This window comes from Glutamicibacter sp. PAEs-4 (genome assembly GCF_051161755.1).
In the GTDB taxonomy this organism is placed as follows: Bacteria; Actinomycetota; Actinomycetes; order Actinomycetales; family Micrococcaceae; genus Glutamicibacter; species Glutamicibacter nicotianae.
Window position 1 is genome coordinate 2886662 of the sequence record NZ_CP195017.1, and the last position, 19581, is coordinate 2906242.

Sequence of the window (19581 nt, forward strand, 5' to 3'; positions counted from 1 at the left end):
TTTCTCTACTTTCAGTGAACAACACATAGATCACCGTGTGCAATAGGCAAGAATGCAATTAGTCAATATGATCAACTGGACAAGAAATATATCGCGATTATTCGCCAATTCGCCGTGAGAGCTGAATCACAAAAATCAGTTTGAACCTGCCAGCAAAGCACTTGACCTTGACGTAACGTCAACCAGTAGCGTGGTAGCCATGAACGATTCAACTGGCCGTCGGAAACAAGTCCACCACTCGATCGCACAGGTCTCGAAATCCGCTGGAGTCAGCAGCCGCACTTTGCGGCACTACGACCAGATCGGCTTGCTGGAACCTGATCACGTGGCCGCCAACGGGTATCGCTTCTATACCGACAGGCAGCTGGTGCGGCTCCAGCGGATTCTCTTGCTGAAGCAGTTGGGCATGAAGCTGGAAACCATCGCTGAAATCCTGGACGAGCAACGCACTGAATTAGCCGCGCTGCGCACCCACAAGGAACAGCTCCACAGGCAACGTGAGGCGCTGGACCGGCAAATCGCGGCCCTGGATCACAGCATTTCAACACTAATTACAGGAGGAACAATGGAACCGGAAAAGAGCTTTGACGGCTTCAACGAGCAGTACAAGCACGAGGTATCCGCACGCTGGGGCGCCGACGCCTACGAAACATCTAATCGCTGGTGGCGCTCCAAATCAGGAGACGAGCAAAGCGCATTCATGGAAGAGGTCAAAATCATAAACCAGGCCTGGATCGAGGCAGGCAAGAATTCCGTCCCAGCAGACAGCGTCGAAGCCCAGGAACTAGCCGCTCGCCATGTGCGCTGGCTTCAGAGCGCCAAGGGCACCCCGCTGGATTCCGGTGATCCGGCCCAGCGCAAGGCATATATCTGCAATCTCGGCGAGATGTATGTGGCTGATCCGCGGTTTGCAAAGAACTACGGCGGATATGCCGAACTCGTTCGCGATGCGTTGCAGATTTTTGCCGAACGCACTATCCAGCTCGACTAGCCCGTGGCTGTTTCCGATGCGCTCGGGAACAGCCGCGGCCAGCGCTGTCAGCTATGGGTTTCGTTCGCAATATCCTCGCGGGCCTGCGCGTACCGCTCCTGGATATAGTTCTCCAAGGCGACGCGTTCCACGCGCCACATGCCGCGCCCGCCTATTTGGATGGCCGGCAGCTCGCCACTTTTCACGAGAGCCCGAACCTGCGGCAGCTTCACATTCAGTTCCTCTGCCACGTCTTCCAACCGCAAAAACCTCATATCAACAGGTTACTGTGATTAGCGTCCATTTGATCCCAGCCTGCTGAATTTGTGGATAAAGGATGGCATTCCGCCCGGCCATTCGCCCTAGTGGCCGCAGTAGCCGAGTCGCGCGCAACAATATCAGCCAATCCGCGCAACACATTTGGGATCCACTGGTCATTTTGACTAAAATCTAGGTTGGCACCTATGCACGCGCAACACAACCTGTCCCAGGAGACCACCACATGAATTCGGATACGTATCAGCTCGATGAAACCGACCGGCGTATCCTTACGGCACTCGATGCAGATCCGCGCGTGCCCATCATGATGCTGGCCCAGCAGCTGGGACTTGCCCGCGGCACCGTGCAGACCCGTTTGGAACGTCTGGCCCATTCAGGCGCCCTGCGTCCGAACACCTCGCGAATCCTTCCAGCGGCCATGGGCCGAGGCGTCAGCGCTTTCGTGAGCGCCGAGTTGAACCAGGCCAGCTTGAATGAGGCCATCGCCGCGCTGCGCCAGATCCCTGAAGTTCTCGAGTGCGTCGCTCCTGCCGGCGATACCGACCTCTTGATTCGCGTGGCCGCGACCGACCCGGATGACCTCTACCGTGTTAGCGAAGAGATCCGCTTGTGCCCGGGCATAACCCGCACTTCGACCTCGATGATCCTGCGCGATGTCATCCCGTTCCGCACCACCGAGCTGCTCAAGAAGCTGAGCAAGGACTGAATCCAAGCGAGTAACGGGCAGAATCGCCAATCCCGTTGCCGGCACCGAAAGGTCGCCGGCAACGGCGTTTGTTTTTATGAGCTGGATGGCACTTCCTGGAGCTTGGCAGCGGGCAGGTATTTCGCCGAGCGGAGCACCTGCAGCATTGACAGCACGCAGAGCACAGCAAGCATCGAGATGAATAACGCCGGGTGCGCGACCGTCCGCCAGAGTGCAAAGAATGTCGGGAAAGTGAAACCGATGAAACAGCACATGTAGAACCTGCCGGTGAGCTTGCCAACGTCCGCGCTGCCGGCAAGATCCAGGACCTGGCTCAGCCCGGCAACCAGCAAGATGCCATTGGCAGAACCGGCCACGGCGAAGGCAATGATTCCCAGGATTTCTGAACCGCTGAGCGACACGGCGATCATCAACAGCAGCGCCGCCAGCGAGGTAGCCAGCCCAGCCATGATCAGCCTGATCTTGCCCAGGTCGTTGAATCTCTTGACGAATGGCTGGATCACTGTGCCCATGCCCATGGTGACCGCGACAGCCAAGGTGGTGTAGAACAGGCTGGACTCGCCCGCACCACTGCTCAGCGCGGGGACTACCGCAAAGCCTGTCGCTGCCATGCCGAAGACCCATGGGGCTGCGGGCAGGACAACACGGTAGAACCGCTGGAGGTTTGCCGGGGTTGTCGCTTCACCCCGCGAACTGCGCCCTGCTGGTTCAAGCGCAGGAGCTTCACGGGTTGTGAACATCAGCAGCAGCCAGGCAAAAGCAGTGGCGGCATGAACGATATATGCCAGTTCCGGGCTGCCGCTGGCTCCGACGATGGCCCCTGAAATGACCGGGCCAAGGGCGAATCCAAGCGATGTGCACAGCGCGGCGCGCGTTGCACCGGCGGCGCCGGGACTGAGCAATTTCACCCAGCTGGTGATGGCGACCATGGCCAAGCCCATGCCGAAGCCGGTGAAGATGCGGCCCGCATAGAGGCCGGACTCGTGAAGCGATCCGACCATGAGCCCGAAGGATCCCAGAATCGAGCAGGCCAGGGCGAGCAGCGAGAAAGGCTTGCGTCCGTATTTGTCGGCCCAGGGGCCGCCGAATGCCAAGGCAGGGATCATGCCTGCCAGGTAGCTGCCCATGACCAGCATCGCCTCGAACTCGCTGAGTTCGCGGAATTGCTGATACCAGCTGATCAGCGAAACGTACTGGTTGGCGCACCATCCGGTAAGCACCAGGCACACGCCGGGAAGCCACCACGGAGTCGTCTTACGGGCAGCATCGAGAACAGTAATTTCTACCGCTCCAGCTCGTGGAACAGTTCACGCACGCGGTCGGCGATCTCATCGCGGATCATGTTCATCCGTTCCGCACCGGTGATGCCGTCTTCGCTGGGTTCATAGGTGACCCAGCGTTCGGTCTTAATCGACGGATCGAATTGCGGATTCGCGTCGGTTCCAAGGATCACCACGCGGTCGACTTGCTCGACAACGCGCGGATCAATGGCCTTGGGCGTGCCCTGGGACATGTCGGCGCCGGCCTGCGAGAGCGATTCAACCGCTTCCTGGTTGATGCCCGAACCTGGGTTGGTTCCAGCCGAGTAGCTGGTCACCTTCCCCTCAGAAATGTAGTCCATCAATGCGGCGGCCATTTGCGATTTGCCGGCATTGCGGGAGCAGATGAAAAGTACCGAGTTAGCCATGAACCTATTGAACCATTGACCCGCAGGTTGGTGGCCTTTCAACGGAAAGGTTGCGAAATGTGCCGTGCCGCGCCCCATTACGCAAGATCGTTGTCCTGCCGCTATGGCTAAAAGCTGTGGATGTGGCTACGGTTATGACTACTCAGCCCACGGCAACAGGAGGAAAAGGTGCTCGCAGCGCATAAGAAGATCATTGTCACCGGCGTAGTCGTGATGCTGATTGGTGTTCTCCTCAGCAGCTTCATTCCGGCCTTGATGTCGTGGGGCCTGAATTCCGGCTATGGCGGAACCCTATTGGCCAGCGTCCCGCTGAGTTTCATTAACGCATTGATCAGTAACGCGCTCACCCCGTTTGGCGCCGTGCTGGCAGCCATCGGAGTAGCCCTGCACATGGCCGGGGCCAAATCCAACGTCTAGTCCCGTTGCTGGCCTGAGCTCGCGGAACCTAGAACTGCGGTAGTTTGCTGCCCTCAAGCAGCAACCCCAATGACCGGCCCATGATCTGCTCATGGGCGGGCCATTGGGTTTGCGGCTCTTGTGCTACTTCAGCAGCTTGCGGGTCCTGATGGTTTCACCCCTGAAGAATGCAGGGTTGCGCAGGCGCATCCACAGCATGATGGCCACGCCGAGCAGCAGCACGCCAACCCCGAGGATGAACACCATGCCTACTCCCCCGATTTCGGAGCCCGAGCCGTACTCCGGATTCATGGATTCAATGGCAGTGGCAAAGAACATCACCAGCAGCACGATGCCGCCGATCAACGGCGCCAAGAACTTGCAGAAGAAATTCCGGGCATTATCGAACAGCTCACCGCGGAAGTACCAGACGCAGGCCAACGCGGTAAGCCCGTAGTAGAAGCAGATCATCAGGCCCAGTGCGGTGATGGTATCCCATAGCGCGTTCTCCGAAAGCAGCCGGGTGATCACATAGAAGCCGGCAGCTGCCGCGGCGGCAGCGAAGGTCGCTACCGACGGGGACATGAAGCGCGCGGAGATCTTCGCGAAACTGGAGGGCAGCGCCTCGTAGTAGCCCATAGCCAGCAAGGTGCGCGCCGGCGAGACCATGGTGGACTGCAGCGAGGCAGCCGAGGAAGACAAGATGGCCAGGGACATCAGCATGGCCAGCGGGCCCATGACCGGACCGGAAAGCACAGCGAAAATCGATTCCTGGTTCTCCGGGTTGCCCGCGCCCAAACCGGTGGTGCCTACGCCGGCCCAGTAGATCACCCCGAGCGACACGGCCAGGTATAGCGCGATGATCACCAGCACTGTCCAGGTGGCACCGCGTCCGGGAACCTTCTTCGGATCGGTGGTTTCCTCGTTCATGGTCAGCGTGACATCCCAGCCCCAGAAGACGAAGATGGACAGCGAGATGCCCGCGGCGAAGGCCGAGAAGGTATCGATGCCGGCGGGGTTGAACATCTGCCAGGTAATCGGCGTCGGATCATTGGGCTGGCTGGAGGTCAGCGCCATGATGGCAAAGAGCAGCAGCACCGCGACCTGGAACCCGACCAGCACGTACTGGAAGACCTTGGTGGCGTTCATGCCCCGATAGGAAATCCAGGCGGCCACCGCAATGAACACCAGCGTGGTGGGAATGTTGATCCACAAGTTCGTGGTCAGCTCGGCAATCCAATCCTGCCCGGTGAGCTGGGCAAGGAGGATGTAGAAGAAGTCCACGGCCACGGCCGCCAGATTGGAGAGCACAATCACCGTCGCGGCGATCAGGCCCCAGCCGCCCATCCAGCCGATCATCGGCCCGAAGGCACGTGTCGCCCAGGTGAAGGAGGTGCCCGAATCCGGCATGGCGCTGTTCAGCTCGCGGTAGCCCAGGGCCACCAGCAGCATCGGCAGGAAGCCGGCCAGCAGGATCGCCGGCAGGCTGGTGCCGACTTCGGCCACGGTGGCGCCGAGCCCCGCGGTGAGGGTGTAGGCCGGGGCGATGCAGGAGATGCCGATAACGACAAGTCCCAGAACGCCCACGGTGCCCTTGGGCAGTCCTTTTTCGTGCAGTCCGCTCTCGGAGCGTGCAGGCGGCGATGCCTGCCTCAGGTCTTGCGACATGGTGGTTACCTTCAAACTTTCAGCGGGGTGTGCGTGCGTCGGCTACAAGTACCGAGCCACCTTCCGTCAGGGGTCAGTGAGGCGCCGTCCGCGCAGTTTCGCGGCAGGCGTCCGGGGAATATAAGGGGTGGTGCAGGATTTTTGCGGTGTTTCCTAGCGGGCCGCATCAAGGGTCGGGATGACGCCGATGGGCACGTTGAGCTGGCCGAGTATCCGCTGGGCCTTGGGCCCGATGAATAGACGGCGCGGAGCGGCCAGCCGGGCGGAACCGAGCAGCGCCAGGTCCCCGTCCTGCCAGGACAGCTGGGCCGTGGCTTCATCCAGTCCCTGCCCGGAGACCACCTCGATGGCCGCATCCAGGCCCAGGGACTCGGTCAGTTCCTCCAGATAGCTGCGGGTCTTGGCCAGGTGGTCGCCCAGCTCTTGCTCGGAGTTGGCCAGCTCCGCCTGGGAGATGAGCGTGGCCACGCGCAGCGGCAAAGCGCAGGCGGCGGCGATCCGCGCCGAGAGGCCGATGACCTCGCGTGCGCCGGGCCGGTCCCCGACGAAGGCGGTCAGCCGGGTGATCTTCCCGTTGGCCGCGCGCAGCGTGGCCAACGACGCCGGCGAGGACATGAATACTGCCATCGGCGATGAATGCAGCAGCGCGTTGGCAATCGCCCCGGGGCTGAAGAAGCCGGCGCGGTGGCGCTTGCGCCCGCCCAGCACAATCCCGTGAGCCCCGAATTCCTCGCCCAGGGCGATGAGCCCCTCGGCCACCGAGGGCACCGAGCGGGCTACCGCCGAGGCGGCGATGCCCTCCGGCACCAGGGCCAGGGCTTCGGCCGCCCAGCGGTCCACCTGGGCGGAGAGGATGGTGGAGAATCCATGATCCCCGCCGGGGTAGACCGCATTGAACGGGGTGGAGGCTGGCAGCACGATGGCGATCTTCAAGGATGCATCGCGGGTGCCAGCCACCAGGGCGCTGGCCAGTTCGATGGCTTCGGCACCGCGCTGGTCAGCGGTGTAGCCTACAAGCAATTTCATGGCTTAGGCGTTCGCCTCTTCCTTGGCAGCGGTCAGCGTGGCCACCCCGTCATAGCTCTGGTCGTAATCGGTGCCGTCCAGTGCGGCAATGATGCGTGCGGCCGAGCGCCGGCCCATGCGCACCGCGCCGTCCACGTGCTGGAACCCTTCGCCGGCCAGGTCGGAGGAGGAGAAGTAGATCGGTCCGACATTCTCGTTCTGCGCCGGGCCGAAGCGGTGCAGGCCGCCCAAATCGTAGCTGGTGGCGTAGGCTCCGCGGGTCCATTCCTCGGCGGCGAAGTCCGAGAGGTAGAAGACCTTGGGATCCAGGGCCTTCTCCCCCAAGTAGCCGGCCATGGACTTGAGGATCTCCGCGCGGCGCTGCTGCTCGTCCAGTTCCCACATGGCGTCGGCCTTCAGATCCGAGATGAAGCCGACCAGGGTGCCGGTTTCCTCGCCGATGTAGGTGTTGTCGTAGATTTCCTGGACCAGGTTGGCCGGGCCGAAGCAGGTGCCGGAGAGCCCTTCTTCGCGCCAGAACGGGGTGCCGTAGACGGCGTGCACCTTGATCACCAGGCCCATGGACTGGTGCTGGTGGGTGACCTGCTGCTTGCGCGGCAGCGCCGGAACGTAGGAGATGCGCGAGTACAGGTTCGGCGGCACCGCCAGCACGGCCTTCTTGGCCGAGACGGTTACGCTGCTTCCGTGGGCCACCACGCCGCCGTCGAACCATTCGAGCTTGAGCACCGGGTTGCCCAGGAAGACGATGTCCTCGCCCAGCTTTTCGGCCAGGGTCTTGGAGACGCCCTGCATGGTGCCCACGATGCGCCGGTCCAGGATGAAGTCCTCGTCGACCAGGTTGTCGAAGGAGCCGGCCGAGGACGCCATGAGCACCGCCTGCAGCGCGGAGAAGGTGTGCGCCGGCTTGGTGAGCATGCCCCCGGCGATGAACAGTCCCACGTTGTTGCAGGCCAGTTCGTCGGCGGAGTGCTGGCGCAGGAAGTGGTGGAAGGAGATCTTGTCCAGTTCTTCGGCCTGCGGGTGCTCCCATGGCCTGTCCGGATCCATGCCAGCGGCCAGTTCGTTCATCAGCGCTACCAGCTTGTCCATTTCGGCTACGGTGCTGGCGGCTACCGGGAAGTCCTCCCCTTCGTAGGCGATCCGTTCGCCGTCCTCGGTGAGGTAGACGCTCTTGCCGGCCTTGTAGCGTTCGAAGGTCTCGATGCCCAGCTCGTTGATCAGCGAGTAGAGTCCGGTCTGGTCGGGGCTGATCCACTGGCCGCCGATTTCGATGGTCGCCCCGTCCATCTGCTCGGTCCAGGTGCGGCCGCCCACGCGGTCGCGGGCTTCGAGCACGGCAACGGACTTGCCTGCCTTGCTCAACTCATAGGCCGCTGTCAGCCCCGAGGGTCCCGCACCGATGACGACGACGTCGCGTTCGAGATGTTCCATGATCGCTCCCTTGCACAATTAAATGAATATGGTTCATTTACCTGTCATATAGCATAGGGTACGAACATCCAGTTGTGAAGCACCCCACGTCAGGAAGAGGTCCGCATGAGCGAAACGGAAGCGAGACGAGCCGGGCGCCCACGCAAGGCGGTGCTGAACCGGGAGCGCATCACCGAGCATGCGCTGGAACTGGTTTCCGGGGACGGCTACGAGTCGCTGACCATGCAGCGGCTGGCAAAGTCCCTCGGCGTCTCGCCCTCGGCGCTCTACAACCACGTCGATTCGAAGCACGACCTGCTGCAGTGGATCCAGGAATGGGTCATGGCCGATATCGACACGTCGGTCTTCGATGAGGCGGGCATCAAGGAAGCGCTGCTGAAGTGGGCTACGAGCTACCGCAACGTCTTCGCCCGGCACATTCCGTTGATCCCGGTCATTGCGGTTCTGCCGGTCACCGATTCACCGCGCACCCTGGGCATGTACGAGCGCGTGGCCGAAGCACTGGCGGACTTCGGCATGGCGGAGAACGAGATCGTGCCGACGATTGTCGCACTGGAGTCGTTCATTTTCGGCTCGGCCATGGACACCGCCGCGCCCCATGACATTTTCGATACCAGCAACCACCAGGATCTGACTCCGCATTTCACCAGGGCCGTGGCGGCGCAACGCCGCTCGAAGCTCGATACCAGCGATGATTCGTTCCAGCGCGGGCTCGCGGCTCTGGTATCCGGCCTGCTGGCCAACGGAAGCTGATCATGGATAAAGAGCCGAAGCCGCGGATCACCGGCAAGCAGTGGGCTTCCATTGCACTGGTGGCTATTGCACTGGTCTTCATCCTGCAGAACCTGACCTATGTGCGCGTGGAATTCTTCCTCTTCCACACCGCCGCGCCGTTGTGGCTGATCCTGCTGATCACCTTGGCGGCAGGCTACGCCATCGGGCGGTTCTCCAAGCGACGGAACTAGTCGTCGAGGATGGCCCACTCCCCTACTTGCTCGTTGTCGGAGTCGTAGACGTCCTCCTGGGCGCCGGCAACGATCGGATACATCGTGATGTTCGTCGACCAGTCCCGCAGAATCTTCTGCAGCTCTTCCAACGGTTTGAGCTGCATGTTCTCGGTATCGAAGTTGACTTCCAAAACAAAACGCATGGCCTGCTCCCATCCTTGTCGGTTGCCGCCATCCTATGCCCGCAAGGCCAGAAATACGAGACTTGCCGCAAGTCCCAAGGCAGAACCGATGCCAATCGGGGACGCACGAAAAACGGGACCCCGAGTTGCCCCGGGATCCCGTCTTCTGAAAATGCTTGGGAAAGCTACTGTACAGCGCTCATGTAGCTCAGCGACTGGAGCGCTTCGTTGCCGCCGACCTTGTACAACGCCAGGACCAGGCCGCCGAACACGACGCCCATCAGGGCAGAAAAGCCCAGGGAGATCTTGACCAGCGAACGGACCTCGCCGCGGCTGATCTCGGCTTCATCGTTCAGGTAGCGAGCTGCGCCTTCGGTGAAGCTGGCTGCCGGGGTCAATGCGGGAACCGGAGCGGTGAGCAGATTCGAGGCAGTGTCGATTGCCCCGCTGCGCAAATAGGCAACAGTCATGCGGTTCTTGCGATCCTGGCGAAGCTTGACGATGTTGGCGCCGTGGCGTGCCAAGAGGATGTCTTCACCGAGTGGGATCGAGGCCATTGCTGCTGCTCCTAAAGAATTATCATTTTGCGCATTTCCAGTCATATCCATCATTTCCGACCATTTATCTATTGAGAAGTGGTTTGTTCAGAAGCCCACACGACCTTGTGATGCAATCCGCATGATTCTGGGGCTAAATCGACTTTTCTGGTGACGGGGAGCATAGTTTCCAATAATTGTTCCGGGTTAGTTATTGGCTGGTATTTCGTAGGTCACAGGGAATTGCGACTGATGACATTTCATGGATTATTCGTCGTCGATAAATGCGCAGACCAGCGCGTGAAATGGTTGGCGGCACGGCAGAGCCCCAGTCCAAAAGTGGACTGGGGCTCGGCACGATCAGCGCAAAGGGCCAAACCCTATGCGGTCTTCAGATCCTTGCCGTCCTGCTTGCGCTGGCGCTTCGCTGCGCGGATCTGCAATGCCAGGTCGTGGTTCGACAGGTCTTCCGGCGAGGCAACGCCGCGCTTGCGGGCCTTGGCAATCAGCGCCTGGCGGATTTCCGCCTGATGAGTGCGCTTGTACCGGATGACCAGCACAGCAGTTGCAACGGCCAGAACAATCAACGTCACCACTGCGGTGATCAGAGTTGCGTCAAAATTCATGGACTTCTCAACCTCCCCATTCATTCAGTCGCAGCTGCGGCAGGTTCCACTGCCGTGCTGGAGAACCGGTCCCCAGCAGCCAACGGGCCGCAGCCATGCTAAGAGAAGAACATCAAGTTTAGCATGTTTCTTCGAGCAATGCCGTGAGGCAGACCGCTCCTGCGAACATCGAACGGTCGAGAAACGGCAAGAATGCGGGTCAGAACTCTCCGCTGCCGTGTCCGTGTTCGAACACCAGCGAGGTCTGCGTCGTCGCGACTGCGGGATTCGCAGAAAGGTTGTCGAGCACGAACTGGCGCACGTCCGAGGAGTTGCGCACCGCAACGTGCAGGACGAAGTCGTCGGCACCACCGAGGAAGAACAGTTGCCGCACCCCGGGCTTGCTTCGCATGTCATTGGCGAAGTTCGACATCAGGTGACGGGCTCCGGGCCGGATCTTCACGAAGATCAGCGCTTCCAATTCGCGGCCCAGCACCGCCGGGTCCACTTCAATGGTGAAGCGCGAGATGACTCCCGAATCACGCAAGGCGTTCAAGCGCGCCAGGCAGGTCGACGGCGCGATGCCCAGCTCTTCGGCCAGGGAGTTGTTGGTCCGCCGCGAGTTCTTCGCCAGCAGCGCCAGCAACTTGCGGTCAATGCCGTCAAGCTGCGTCGCACGGCTTTCCCGTCCTGGTTCGTTCAGTGGCATTCGGCCGCACCTGCTCCTCGTTATTGCGGATCGCTGGATTCATCATACGACCTCGGATGGCGCCCCTTGGCGCTTTTCCCCACCAGTTCCCGGCGACGCGCAGCTTCCTTGCCGGTGGGCTGCACGATGCCGCAAGCTGGTTGGCCCAGGATTTACGGAACGCTCTTGATCTGGCGTACCAGCACGGCGCCGAGGAGGCTGATCACCACCGAGCACAGGAACAGGGTCGGGTAGCCGCCAAACCAGGTCACCGTCAGCCAGGCGATCAGCGGCGCGACCACCTGAGGCAGGGAGTTGGCAATGTTGATCATGCCCAGGTCCTTGCCGCGAGAATCGGCATTCGGCAAAACCTGGGTCAGCAGCGCGAAGTCCACCGCCAGATACGCGCCGAAGCCGATGCCCAGGAGCACTGCGGCGATGATGGCGGTGGTGAACGAGGTAGCGAAGGTGAGCACGCCTGCCGCGGCGGCCACGATCACCGAGGAGAGGATGACGTATTTCTTGCGCTTGCCATCCTTGTCCGACAGCTTGCCGGAAATCACCGAGGAGAAGATGACGCAGAAGGCGTAGATCGCCGTCAGCACCAGCACTCCCTGAGCCGGCTCCGGATGCTTGATGGCGTCCTGCAGGAAGAACAGCAGGTAGACCAGGCAGAGCTGGCAGCCCAGATACAGCAGGAAGCGGGTCAGCCAGGCCCAGCCGAAATCGCTGTGCTTGACCGGGTTGATCCAGAAGCTGCGCAGGAATTCCAGCGGCTTCAGCGGCTCCAGCGCGCCCTTGGGCAGCGCGACGTCTTGGCGCATCAGCACGAAAGGGATGGAGCAAAGCGCCACGGCGGTTGCGACAATCGCGTAGCCGAAGACCAGATTGCTGGCAGCGACCATGCCGATCACTGCACCGATCAGCGAACCGCAGGTTTGGCCTAGGGCCACCAGCCCGCCAACCATGCCGCGCTGCTCCACCGGCACCTTGTCCGGGATGGCCGCGAAGATGGCTGCCAATGCTGCATTGCCGGCCGCTTGCATCAGCGCCCAGCCGATGACCAGCGTGCTGACGGTGTGCGCCGTCGACATCAGCAGCAGGGCCAGTGCAGCGCAGATTGTTCCGAAGAACACCCACGGAATGCGCCGCCCGAATTTCGAGGTGCTGCGGTCGCTCAGGGCGCCGAACAGCGGGTTGGCTACCAGCGAGACGGCCGCGCCGACACCGGTGACCAGCGAAAGAATCGCATTCTTCTGGCTGGCGTCCAGCTGTTCGGCGTGCAAGCCGAGCAGCACCTGGATCGGTGCGAAGAAGCCGACATTGATGCCGATGTGGACAATGACCACCGCGGCGATCCAGCCGGGGCCAACTCGTTTGATGGGCGTCCGCAGGGCCGCGGGAACGTCCATCGGTTCGGCTGCACTCATAAGTTTCCTACCGGCCTAACTCGCGCGGACCCACGGTTGGGTCCTTCAATTGTTCAATGCTTGGGGTGGCTGACTTGGCGATCAGCCGTTTCACCGCCTTGGCCATCAGGCCTCCATCGATCATCGAGGCTGACACCAATGAGCCATTGGCATCGAGACCGAAGACCATCTGGATCTTGCCTCGCCGGTTCAGGCGGGTCACGGTGCTGGCGGCCTGGCTGAAGTCGCCGACCGTTTCCACGTGCATTTCGTGGCGGTCGCTCCAGAACCACGGTACCGATCGCTGCACAGCGGCAGTGCCCATGATCGTCGCCGCCGCCTGGGCTGCATCTTCCATCGCGGCTTCCCAATGCACGGTGCGCGGCTGGTTTTCTTCCCGGGCGGCGTCGCCGATGGCCAGCACCTGCGGGCAGCTGAGCGACCGCTGCTGCGCATCCACCAGGATCCCGTCATCCACCTCCAGGCCCAGCTGCTCGGCGAGCGCGGTTTCAGGTTCGACTCCGATGGCCGCCACGATCAGCTCTGCCTCATGGCGCTGGCCGTTGACCAGGGCATGGTTCGGACCGAGCTCCGTGACCGCACCGGTCACGGTGGTGATGCCGTGGTTGGCATGGTCTGCGTGCAGCTGTTCGGCAAGCTCCTGACCCAGCACATGGGCCAGCGGCGCGTTGGAGTTGGAAACCAAGGTGACCTGCGCTCCGAGCATCTTGGCGGTGGAAGCGAATTCGGCCCCGACCAGTCCCGCTCCGATGACCAGCACTCTCTGGCCGAACATCCCGGATTCCAGGACCTCGGAGATCCAGGCCGCGTCGGCCGCGCTGTGCAGGCTGCGCGCGTGGTGCCCGCCGGGGATCTCCAATGCCTTGGGCCGGGTGCCGGTCGCCAGCACCATCCAGTCATCGGCCGCCTGAGGCAGCTGCAGGCGCTCCACCTCTTCCTGGATCAGCCCGACATTATTGTCCTGGTACCAGGACACCGGCGCGAAGGGTTCTGCCTGCAGGGACTTGCTCAATGGCGGGCGGTCGTACGGCAGGCCCTGGGCATCGCTGATCTTGATGGATCCGGAGTAGTTCTGCTGCACCAGGTGGCGGGCCAGAGCGTATCCTGCGACCCCGCCCCCGATGATGTGCACGGAAGGCATTTAGACTTCAAGCTCCAAGAAGCCATCCACAACGTTCACCGTGTAGGTCCGGGCATCTACGGTAGCTGGCATGCACAGCACCTTGCCGGTCTTCAAGTCGAAGCTCGATGAGTGCAATGGGCACTCCACCGTGCAGTCTTCGATCCAGCCATCGGAGAGCGACGCGACTTCGTGCGTGCATTCATCCTGCAGGGCATAGAAGTTGCCGTCTTCGGCGTGGAAGATCGCGATGTCTTCGCTTGCGCCGCTGTCTTTGGCTTCAACCAGCAGCGATTCGCCTTCTGGGACAAGATCTACGGGACCAACTCGGAAACTCACGATGACTCCTTAATAATCACTAGGTTCTGAGCTAATCTTGTCACTTATTGTTTGCCAGCACCTATTTGATGGCCCGTATTCACCGCTGTCCACGACTTACTGTTGCGCACGAAAGCGCGATACGAGCTGATGCAATGGGTGGTCCTCCGGCAAGAGCGCCAGACCTTGGGCCCCATCCAGCCCATTGCCCGTCGAGTCCTGGACGCGTGCAGCCGGGATGAGCAGCTGCAGCTGCTGCTCGAAGCTGTTCCTGACGTATTCCCCGGCGAGCACTCCCCCGATGGCCGCCACCGGAAGTGATCCGGCGTCCTGTTCCAACCCCGCGCGGCGCAATGCCGCTGCGGCTGAGGCTGCCAATTCCTCTCCTGCCCGCGCACAGATCCCGGCAGCGATTTCATCGGTGGCCGCCAGCTGGGCAACATTCTTCGCAAAGGCGGCTACGGTGGCTACTTTGTCGGGCATGGCCTGCAGGTCGATATATGCCTCGGTCAGGTCCGGCCAGAGCTGTGCGAGCTCCTCGGTCAGCGCGGTGGCTGGGCCACGGCCGTCAAAGCCCCGCATGGCGGCACTCATGCCCTGCTGGCCAATCCAATAGCCGCTACCGGCATCCCCCATGATGTAGCCCCATCCATCGATGCGCGCTACCGAGCATGGGCCTACCGCTAGGGTGACAACGCCCGTTCCGGCCGCAACGACCGCGCCTTGGCGGTCGCCCAATGCTCCGAGATAGCTGGTCACCGAATCATGCGCCAGCGCAATCTCGGTAATACCTGCAGTCCCAATGAGTTCGAAGAGCTGCCGTGCGTCGTGTTCGGCTTTCACCAGACCGGTAGTGCCGACACTGATGGTCGTGAATGCCCTGGGGTTCTCCGCTATCGCCTGGTTGATGACCCGCGCCAGTTGCGGCAGGACCGGTTCGCTGGTTTGCACGCCGGGAAAGCGCAGATCTTTGATCTCGCCGCGGTGTTCGAAGCGGATCTTGATACCAGTCTGCCCGCCGTCTACTGCCAACACGCCTTGGACCATCGATTCCCTCTCCCTTAGCCATCAGCTTCAGCCTACGTCGTCTGCAACCACCGTAGCTCCGCGACAAATCATTTTGCTCGCATGATGCGGCCTTCACGCAAGGCGTCTGGATTCCACCCCACATCGGCTGAACGTTCCACTAGTCCATGATCGCCTGCCGGCAACAGCTGGAGGGCACCCGTTCTATACCGCGCCTGCCCTAAAGACAGATTATTCAATGAATTAGGCTTTTAGTCACACCCGCTTAAGCATCATCGGATGATTCTCGAACCGAGGAAATCCATCTGGAACCGCCTTTGAATGCCATGAATAAATAATTCCGAACCAGATATCGCATCACGTGTATGTCTTAGTCAGATCGGATCTGAAAATTTTTCCCACTCCACTGGCCAAATAACATCCGTTCATTTTGCAGATCCGCGTTTTCGTCCGGATCAAGCCCTAAAAATATGTGAAACACCTTTTTAGTACATGTGCAAATATAAAAGATTTATTTGAGAAGTACTTCCTTTAGGAGTTGGAGAGCAGTTACGCTCCTACCGGCACACACCACATCGATTGATCACCGACTTTTGTGCGCCCAAAAACCCCAATAAGGAGAACATCAATGGCACGTTTTTCCACCCCTCTTCGGAGGACCCTGGCCGTCTCGGCGGCCGTAGTGATAGGCATGAGCGGCTTCGGCATTGGCGCCTTGCCGGCCACCGCCTCCCCCGTTCCGATTCCCGCTGAAAAGTCCCTCCCCAAAGCCAGCGCAGACAACAAGGTCAAGATCGGTTCGGTTGAATCAGGCGAAGCCTACGACAAGTTCATCGTCACCTACAAGGCATCAGCCAAGGAAGCGGGCAAGTCCTCCCGCGCCAAGGCCTGGGGCAAAGCAGCCAAGGCAGCCGGCGTGTCCGTCAAGGAAATGCGCGCCATGGCCACCGGCAGCTTCGTGGTGAAGGCCGACAAGAAACTCAAGGGCGATAGTGCCAAGGAGTTCATGGCCGATATCGCGCAGTCCGGCCTCGTGGAATCGGTGGAACCAGATGCCATCATGAAGATCTCCATGACTCCCAACGACACCCGCTACAGCGAGCAGTGGCACTACAGCGGCACCAACGGCATGCGCTTGCCGTCGGCGTGGGACGTCGCCACCGGCGAAGGCAGCATCGTCGCTGTCCTGGATACCGGCATCACCTCGCATTCCGACCTGAATGCCAACGTCATTTCCGGCTACGACTTCGTCTCCAGCTCCGCGTCGGCCCGCGACGGCAACGGCCGGGACGCCAACCCGCAGGATGAGGGCGACTGGTACGCCGCCGGTGAATGCGGCGGCAGCTACTCGGGCAGCTCCTCCTGGCACGGCACCCACGTGGCCGGCACCGTAGCCGCGGTCACCAACAACTCCAGCGGCGTGGCTGGTGTTGCTCCGGATGCCAAGATCCAGCCTGTGCGCGTCCTGGCCAAGTGCGGCGGCAGCCTCTCCGACATCGCCGATGCCATCATCTGGGCCTCTGGCGGTTCGGTCCCAGGCGTTCCGAATAACCCGACTCCGGCTGACACCATCAACATGTCGCTTGGCGGTGGCGGCGCGTGCGGCTCCACCTACCAGGCAGCCATCAACTCGGCGGTGTCCCGTGGCACGTCGGTGGTTGTTGCCGCCGGCAACGAAAGCCAGAACGCTTCGAATTCCCGCCCGGCCAACTGCGAGAACGTCATTACCGTAGCGGCAAGCAACCCATCGGGCGCTCCGTCGTACTACACGAACTACGGCTCGGCCATTGATGTCACCGCGCCAGGCGGCGACACCCGCTACGCTGGCCAGGGCGTGCTGTCCACGATCAACACCGGCACCACCACCCCGTCCAGCCAGGGCTACACCTTCTACCAGGGCACGTCCATGGCCACCCCGCACGTAGCGGGCATGGTCGCGCTGATGAAGTCGGTCGACCCGTCGATGTCCCCGGCCGCAGTGGAAACCGCATTGAAGCAAGGCACCCGCGCGATGCCAGGCGGTTGCAGCATCGGTTGCGGTGCCGGCCTGGTGGATGCTGCCAAGATCATGAGCGCCATGGAAGGCACCGACCCAACTCCGGATCCGGAGCCTAGCGGCAACCTGCTGAAGAACGCCGGCTTCGAGAATGGCTCGGAATACTGGACCGCCAACCGCGCGGACACCTTCGAGTCCGGCTCGGCAGCCCGCTCCGGCAACGGATTGGCCGGCCTGAATGGCTGGGGCAATTCCAACACCTACACCTTGGACCAGAAGATCACCATCCCAGCAGATGCTTCCGCTGCGCAGCTGGAGTTCTACCTGCATGTGCTGACCAACGAAACCACTGCGTACAGCCAGTATGACAAGCTGACCGTCCAGGTCCTGGACGGATACGGAACCTACAACATGGGAACCTGGTCCAACCTGGATGCCAGCTCAAACTACGAACTGCAGACCGTTGACCTGAGCAACTTCCTGGGTGAAACCGTCACCCTGCGCTTCAAGGGCGTGGAAGACAGCTCGCAGGCCACGCTGTTCCGCATCGATGATGCTTCGGTAGCCATCAGCTAGCCCTGAATCTCCATCTGGTTACCAATTAAGTGCAGTGGGGCGTCGGAATCATCCGGCGCCCCACTGTTCTTCGCTTTCTAGCTCATTTGCGGTGCCTAGCGCAGATCGACTGCTCGACTTGCAACCGAATCACGCTTGAGCATCCATGCCCCGATGCCGGCCAACGCCAGCAGGAGGAGCACCAGCATGACTGTTCCGGGATTCAGGCCAATGCCGTAGACGAACAGGTACGCGATGACGCCGCCGGCCAGGCAGTAGTAGCTGGTTACCAAAATGGTCTTGCGCAGCAGGTCGCCTTCGCGGCCCAGCAATCCCACAGTTGCCGATGCAGCCACGATGTTGTGAATCGAGATGGGGTTGCCACCGGCCCCGCCAACCGCCTGGGCTGCCACAATCGATTCTGGAGCAACACCGATTTGCGCACCGGTGGAGAACTGGAACTGCGAGAAGGTCAGGTTGGAGATGGTGTTGGACCCGGCGACGAATGCACCCAAGGCGCCAATCCACGGCGCGATCAGCGGCCACACGCCACCAGAAACCGCCGCGGCGCCCTCGGCCAGCGTCACCGGGATACTGGCCAGACCAGAGTTATTCAGCTCGGGGCCGGACTGGATCAGGATACGCACCAGGGGCACTGCGAAGAGCAGCGCTACCGCGGTGCCCCACAACTGCGCTGCCGAAACCTTGAAGGCACGGGCGATCTGCGCGCCGTTCATCTTGTGCATGGCGAAGGCCAGACAGGAGGCCAAGATCAGCATGAATCCAGGCAGGTAGAACGGCTGGATCGAAGTGGTGATTCCCGTGCCGAGGATGTCGGCAACCGGAATCTGGAGTCCTGTCAGGAAGGTCTTCACTTCCGGAATCACACGGGTCAGCACTAGCAGCACGCCCATCAGGATGTACGGTGCCCAGGCGCTCTTCATGCTGATGGTAACGGTGTTGTCTACGGCGTTTTCCGGATCGAGCTTGCCGTTCCAACGCTCGTTCCAGCTGGCTCGTGGTCCGAAGTCGAAGATCTCCTTCGGCATCAGGAAGCCGCGGCTGGACGTGAACATCACCAGTGCCAGGCCAACCAGCGCACCGAACAGCGACGGGAACTCCGGGCCGAGGAAGCGTGCGGTCAGAACCGAAGGCACGGTGAAGGCCAGTGAAGCGTAGATAGCGAATGGCCAGATTTTCAAGCCGTCGCTGAAGCGGCGTTCCGGCCCGAAGAATCCAGTGAGCATGCAGACCATGATCAACGGGATCAGCAGGCCTATAATGCCGTGCATGAATGCAACTTGGAAACCGATGCTGCTGATGAATTCGGGCATGGTCAATCCGAGGACGTTGATGCGTTCGGCCACAGCAGGATCGCCGCCAAGCCCCTGGTTCACACCGATCAGAATCGGGGTGCCCACAGCACCGAAGCTGACCGGGGTGCTCTGGATGATCAGGCCAACCATGACCGCAGCCATCGCTGGGAAACCCAAAGCGAGCAGCAGCGGTGCAATCACCGCAGCTGGAGTGCCGAATCCGGATGCGCCTTCGATGAAGCTGCCAAAGAGCCAGCCGATGATGATGGCCTGCACCCGTCGGTCAGCCGAAATGTTATTGAAGCCCGCCCGGATGGTGTTCATCGCGCCACCGACAGTCAGGGTCGCGAGCAAGAGCAATGCGCCGAAGACGATATACAGCATGGTTGATGCGATAACCAGGCCTTCAATGGACGCTGCGAGCACCCCGTTGAAGTCCATTTTCCACACCCAAAGCGCGACTACTACCGCAACGACGTATCCAACGGGCATGGCGTATTTTGCGGGCCAACGGAGCCCGGCGAGAAGAATGCCCACCACAAGGATCGGTGCCAGTGCCAACAGTGCGAGCACACCTAAGTTGTCCATATCCATGGTCCTTTCTGACCATACTCGCGCAGAAATCCACCCACGCGTGGACTCGATCGTTGCAGCAAGATGACCCATATATGGTCAGACCACTATGGTCTGACCATAAGA

Annotated in this window: 21 protein-coding genes; 6 read left to right on the top strand and 15 right to left on the bottom strand. The window is 61.2% G+C overall.

Annotated features, from left to right (window positions below; genetic code table 11):
* Window positions 1-199: 199 nt before the first annotated feature.
* On the top strand, window positions 200-991 hold the full coding sequence (locus ACR9WD_RS13610; protein ID WP_285674109.1) for a MerR family transcriptional regulator: 792 nt from the start codon (window positions 200-202) through the stop codon (window positions 989-991).
* A gap of 47 nt (window positions 992-1038) precedes the next feature.
* Here the strand turns inward: ACR9WD_RS13610 and ACR9WD_RS13615 are convergent, their stop codons facing one another.
* The gene (locus ACR9WD_RS13615; protein WP_038993340.1) at window positions 1039-1245 is read right to left on the bottom strand and encodes a helix-turn-helix domain-containing protein; all 207 of its coding nucleotides are present in this window, start codon (window positions 1243-1245) and stop codon (window positions 1039-1041) included.
* Between the two features lie 227 nt (window positions 1246-1472).
* On the opposite strand from ACR9WD_RS13615, the gene ACR9WD_RS13620 reads away from it, so the two are divergent.
* Window positions 1473-1955, top strand: a complete 483-nt coding sequence (locus tag ACR9WD_RS13620; protein ID WP_073707827.1) for an Lrp/AsnC family transcriptional regulator — start codon at window positions 1473-1475, stop codon at window positions 1953-1955.
* Window positions 1956-2029: 74 nt separating this feature from the next.
* Here the strand turns inward: ACR9WD_RS13620 and ACR9WD_RS13625 are convergent, their stop codons facing one another.
* Window positions 2030-3184 (bottom strand): MFS transporter, encoded by a 1155-nt coding sequence (locus ACR9WD_RS13625; protein WP_254589584.1) that lies wholly within the window; start codon window positions 3182-3184, stop codon window positions 2030-2032.
* A 53-nt stretch (window positions 3185-3237) separates the two neighbouring features.
* Window positions 3238-3642, bottom strand: a complete 405-nt coding sequence (locus tag ACR9WD_RS13630; RefSeq protein ID WP_038993337.1) for a low molecular weight phosphatase family protein — start codon at window positions 3640-3642, stop codon at window positions 3238-3240.
* A 168-nt stretch (window positions 3643-3810) separates the two neighbouring features.
* On the opposite strand from ACR9WD_RS13630, the gene ACR9WD_RS13635 reads away from it, so the two are divergent.
* Window positions 3811-4059, top strand: a complete 249-nt coding sequence (locus ACR9WD_RS13635; RefSeq protein WP_073707825.1) for a hypothetical protein — start codon at window positions 3811-3813, stop codon at window positions 4057-4059.
* 123 nt (window positions 4060-4182) lie between these two features.
* Here ACR9WD_RS13635 and ACR9WD_RS13640 read toward each other — a convergent pair whose 3' ends face one another.
* From ACR9WD_RS13640 to ACR9WD_RS13650, 3 genes are all read right to left on the bottom strand, one after another.
* Window positions 4183-5706, bottom strand: coding sequence for an APC family permease (locus ACR9WD_RS13640; RefSeq protein ID WP_434922225.1), 1524 nt, complete (start codon window positions 5704-5706; stop codon window positions 4183-4185).
* 153 nt (window positions 5707-5859) lie between these two features.
* Complete coding sequence (locus tag ACR9WD_RS13645) at window positions 5860-6732, bottom strand: universal stress protein (RefSeq protein ID WP_073707823.1); 873 nt, start codon at window positions 6730-6732, stop codon at window positions 5860-5862.
* Between the two features lie 3 nt (window positions 6733-6735).
* A complete protein-coding gene (locus ACR9WD_RS13650) occupies window positions 6736-8163 on the bottom strand; it encodes a flavin monoamine oxidase family protein (RefSeq protein WP_434922226.1) in 1428 nt (475 codons plus the stop codon).
* Between the two features lie 105 nt (window positions 8164-8268).
* Here ACR9WD_RS13650 and ACR9WD_RS13655 point away from each other — a divergent pair, with 105 nt between their 5' ends.
* Complete coding sequence (locus tag ACR9WD_RS13655; RefSeq protein WP_038993333.1) at window positions 8269-8916, top strand: TetR/AcrR family transcriptional regulator; 648 nt, start codon at window positions 8269-8271, stop codon at window positions 8914-8916.
* A gap of 2 nt (window positions 8917-8918) precedes the next feature.
* Window positions 8919-9128: a hypothetical protein gene (locus ACR9WD_RS13660; RefSeq protein ID WP_083586954.1), complete on the top strand. Its 210-nt coding sequence runs from the start codon at window positions 8919-8921 to the stop codon at window positions 9126-9128.
* On the opposite strand, the gene ACR9WD_RS13665 is transcribed toward ACR9WD_RS13660, so the two are convergent.
* The 8 genes from ACR9WD_RS13665 to ACR9WD_RS13700 form a co-directional block, all read right to left on the bottom strand.
* A complete protein-coding gene (locus tag ACR9WD_RS13665; protein ID WP_038993331.1) occupies window positions 9125-9313 on the bottom strand; it encodes a hypothetical protein in 189 nt (62 codons plus the stop codon). The two genes, ACR9WD_RS13660 and ACR9WD_RS13665, sit on opposite strands and share 4 nt — an antisense overlap.
* A gap of 164 nt (window positions 9314-9477) precedes the next feature.
* The gene (locus ACR9WD_RS13670; RefSeq protein WP_073707820.1) at window positions 9478-9849 is read right to left on the bottom strand and encodes a hypothetical protein; all 372 of its coding nucleotides are present in this window, start codon (window positions 9847-9849) and stop codon (window positions 9478-9480) included.
* 359 nt (window positions 9850-10208) lie between these two features.
* Entirely contained in the window at window positions 10209-10454 is a 246-nt protein-coding gene (locus ACR9WD_RS13675; protein ID WP_073707819.1) for a hypothetical protein, read from the bottom strand.
* 199 nt (window positions 10455-10653) lie between these two features.
* The gene (locus tag ACR9WD_RS13680) at window positions 10654-11142 is read right to left on the bottom strand and encodes an Lrp/AsnC family transcriptional regulator (protein ID WP_052254055.1); all 489 of its coding nucleotides are present in this window, start codon (window positions 11140-11142) and stop codon (window positions 10654-10656) included.
* Window positions 11143-11294: 152 nt separating this feature from the next.
* A complete protein-coding gene (locus ACR9WD_RS13685; protein ID WP_073707818.1) occupies window positions 11295-12551 on the bottom strand; it encodes an MFS transporter in 1257 nt (418 codons plus the stop codon).
* A gap of 7 nt (window positions 12552-12558) precedes the next feature.
* Complete coding sequence (locus ACR9WD_RS13690; RefSeq protein ID WP_434922227.1) at window positions 12559-13692, bottom strand: NAD(P)/FAD-dependent oxidoreductase; 1134 nt, start codon at window positions 13690-13692, stop codon at window positions 12559-12561.
* A complete protein-coding gene (locus ACR9WD_RS13695) occupies window positions 13693-14010 on the bottom strand; it encodes a bifunctional 3-phenylpropionate/cinnamic acid dioxygenase ferredoxin subunit (protein ID WP_038993327.1) in 318 nt (105 codons plus the stop codon). It lies immediately after the preceding gene.
* Between the two features lie 96 nt (window positions 14011-14106).
* Complete coding sequence (locus ACR9WD_RS13700; protein ID WP_434922228.1) at window positions 14107-15024, bottom strand: N-acetylglucosamine kinase; 918 nt, start codon at window positions 15022-15024, stop codon at window positions 14107-14109.
* A 619-nt stretch (window positions 15025-15643) separates the two neighbouring features.
* Here ACR9WD_RS13700 and ACR9WD_RS13705 point away from each other — a divergent pair.
* The gene (locus ACR9WD_RS13705; protein ID WP_434922229.1) at window positions 15644-17587 is read left to right on the top strand and encodes a S8 family peptidase; all 1944 of its coding nucleotides are present in this window, start codon (window positions 15644-15646) and stop codon (window positions 17585-17587) included.
* 95 nt (window positions 17588-17682) lie between these two features.
* Here the strand turns inward: ACR9WD_RS13705 and ACR9WD_RS13710 are convergent, their stop codons facing one another.
* Entirely contained in the window at window positions 17683-19470 is a 1788-nt protein-coding gene (locus ACR9WD_RS13710) for an L-lactate permease (protein WP_434922230.1), read from the bottom strand.
* Between the last annotated feature and the right edge of the window lie 111 nt (window positions 19471-19581).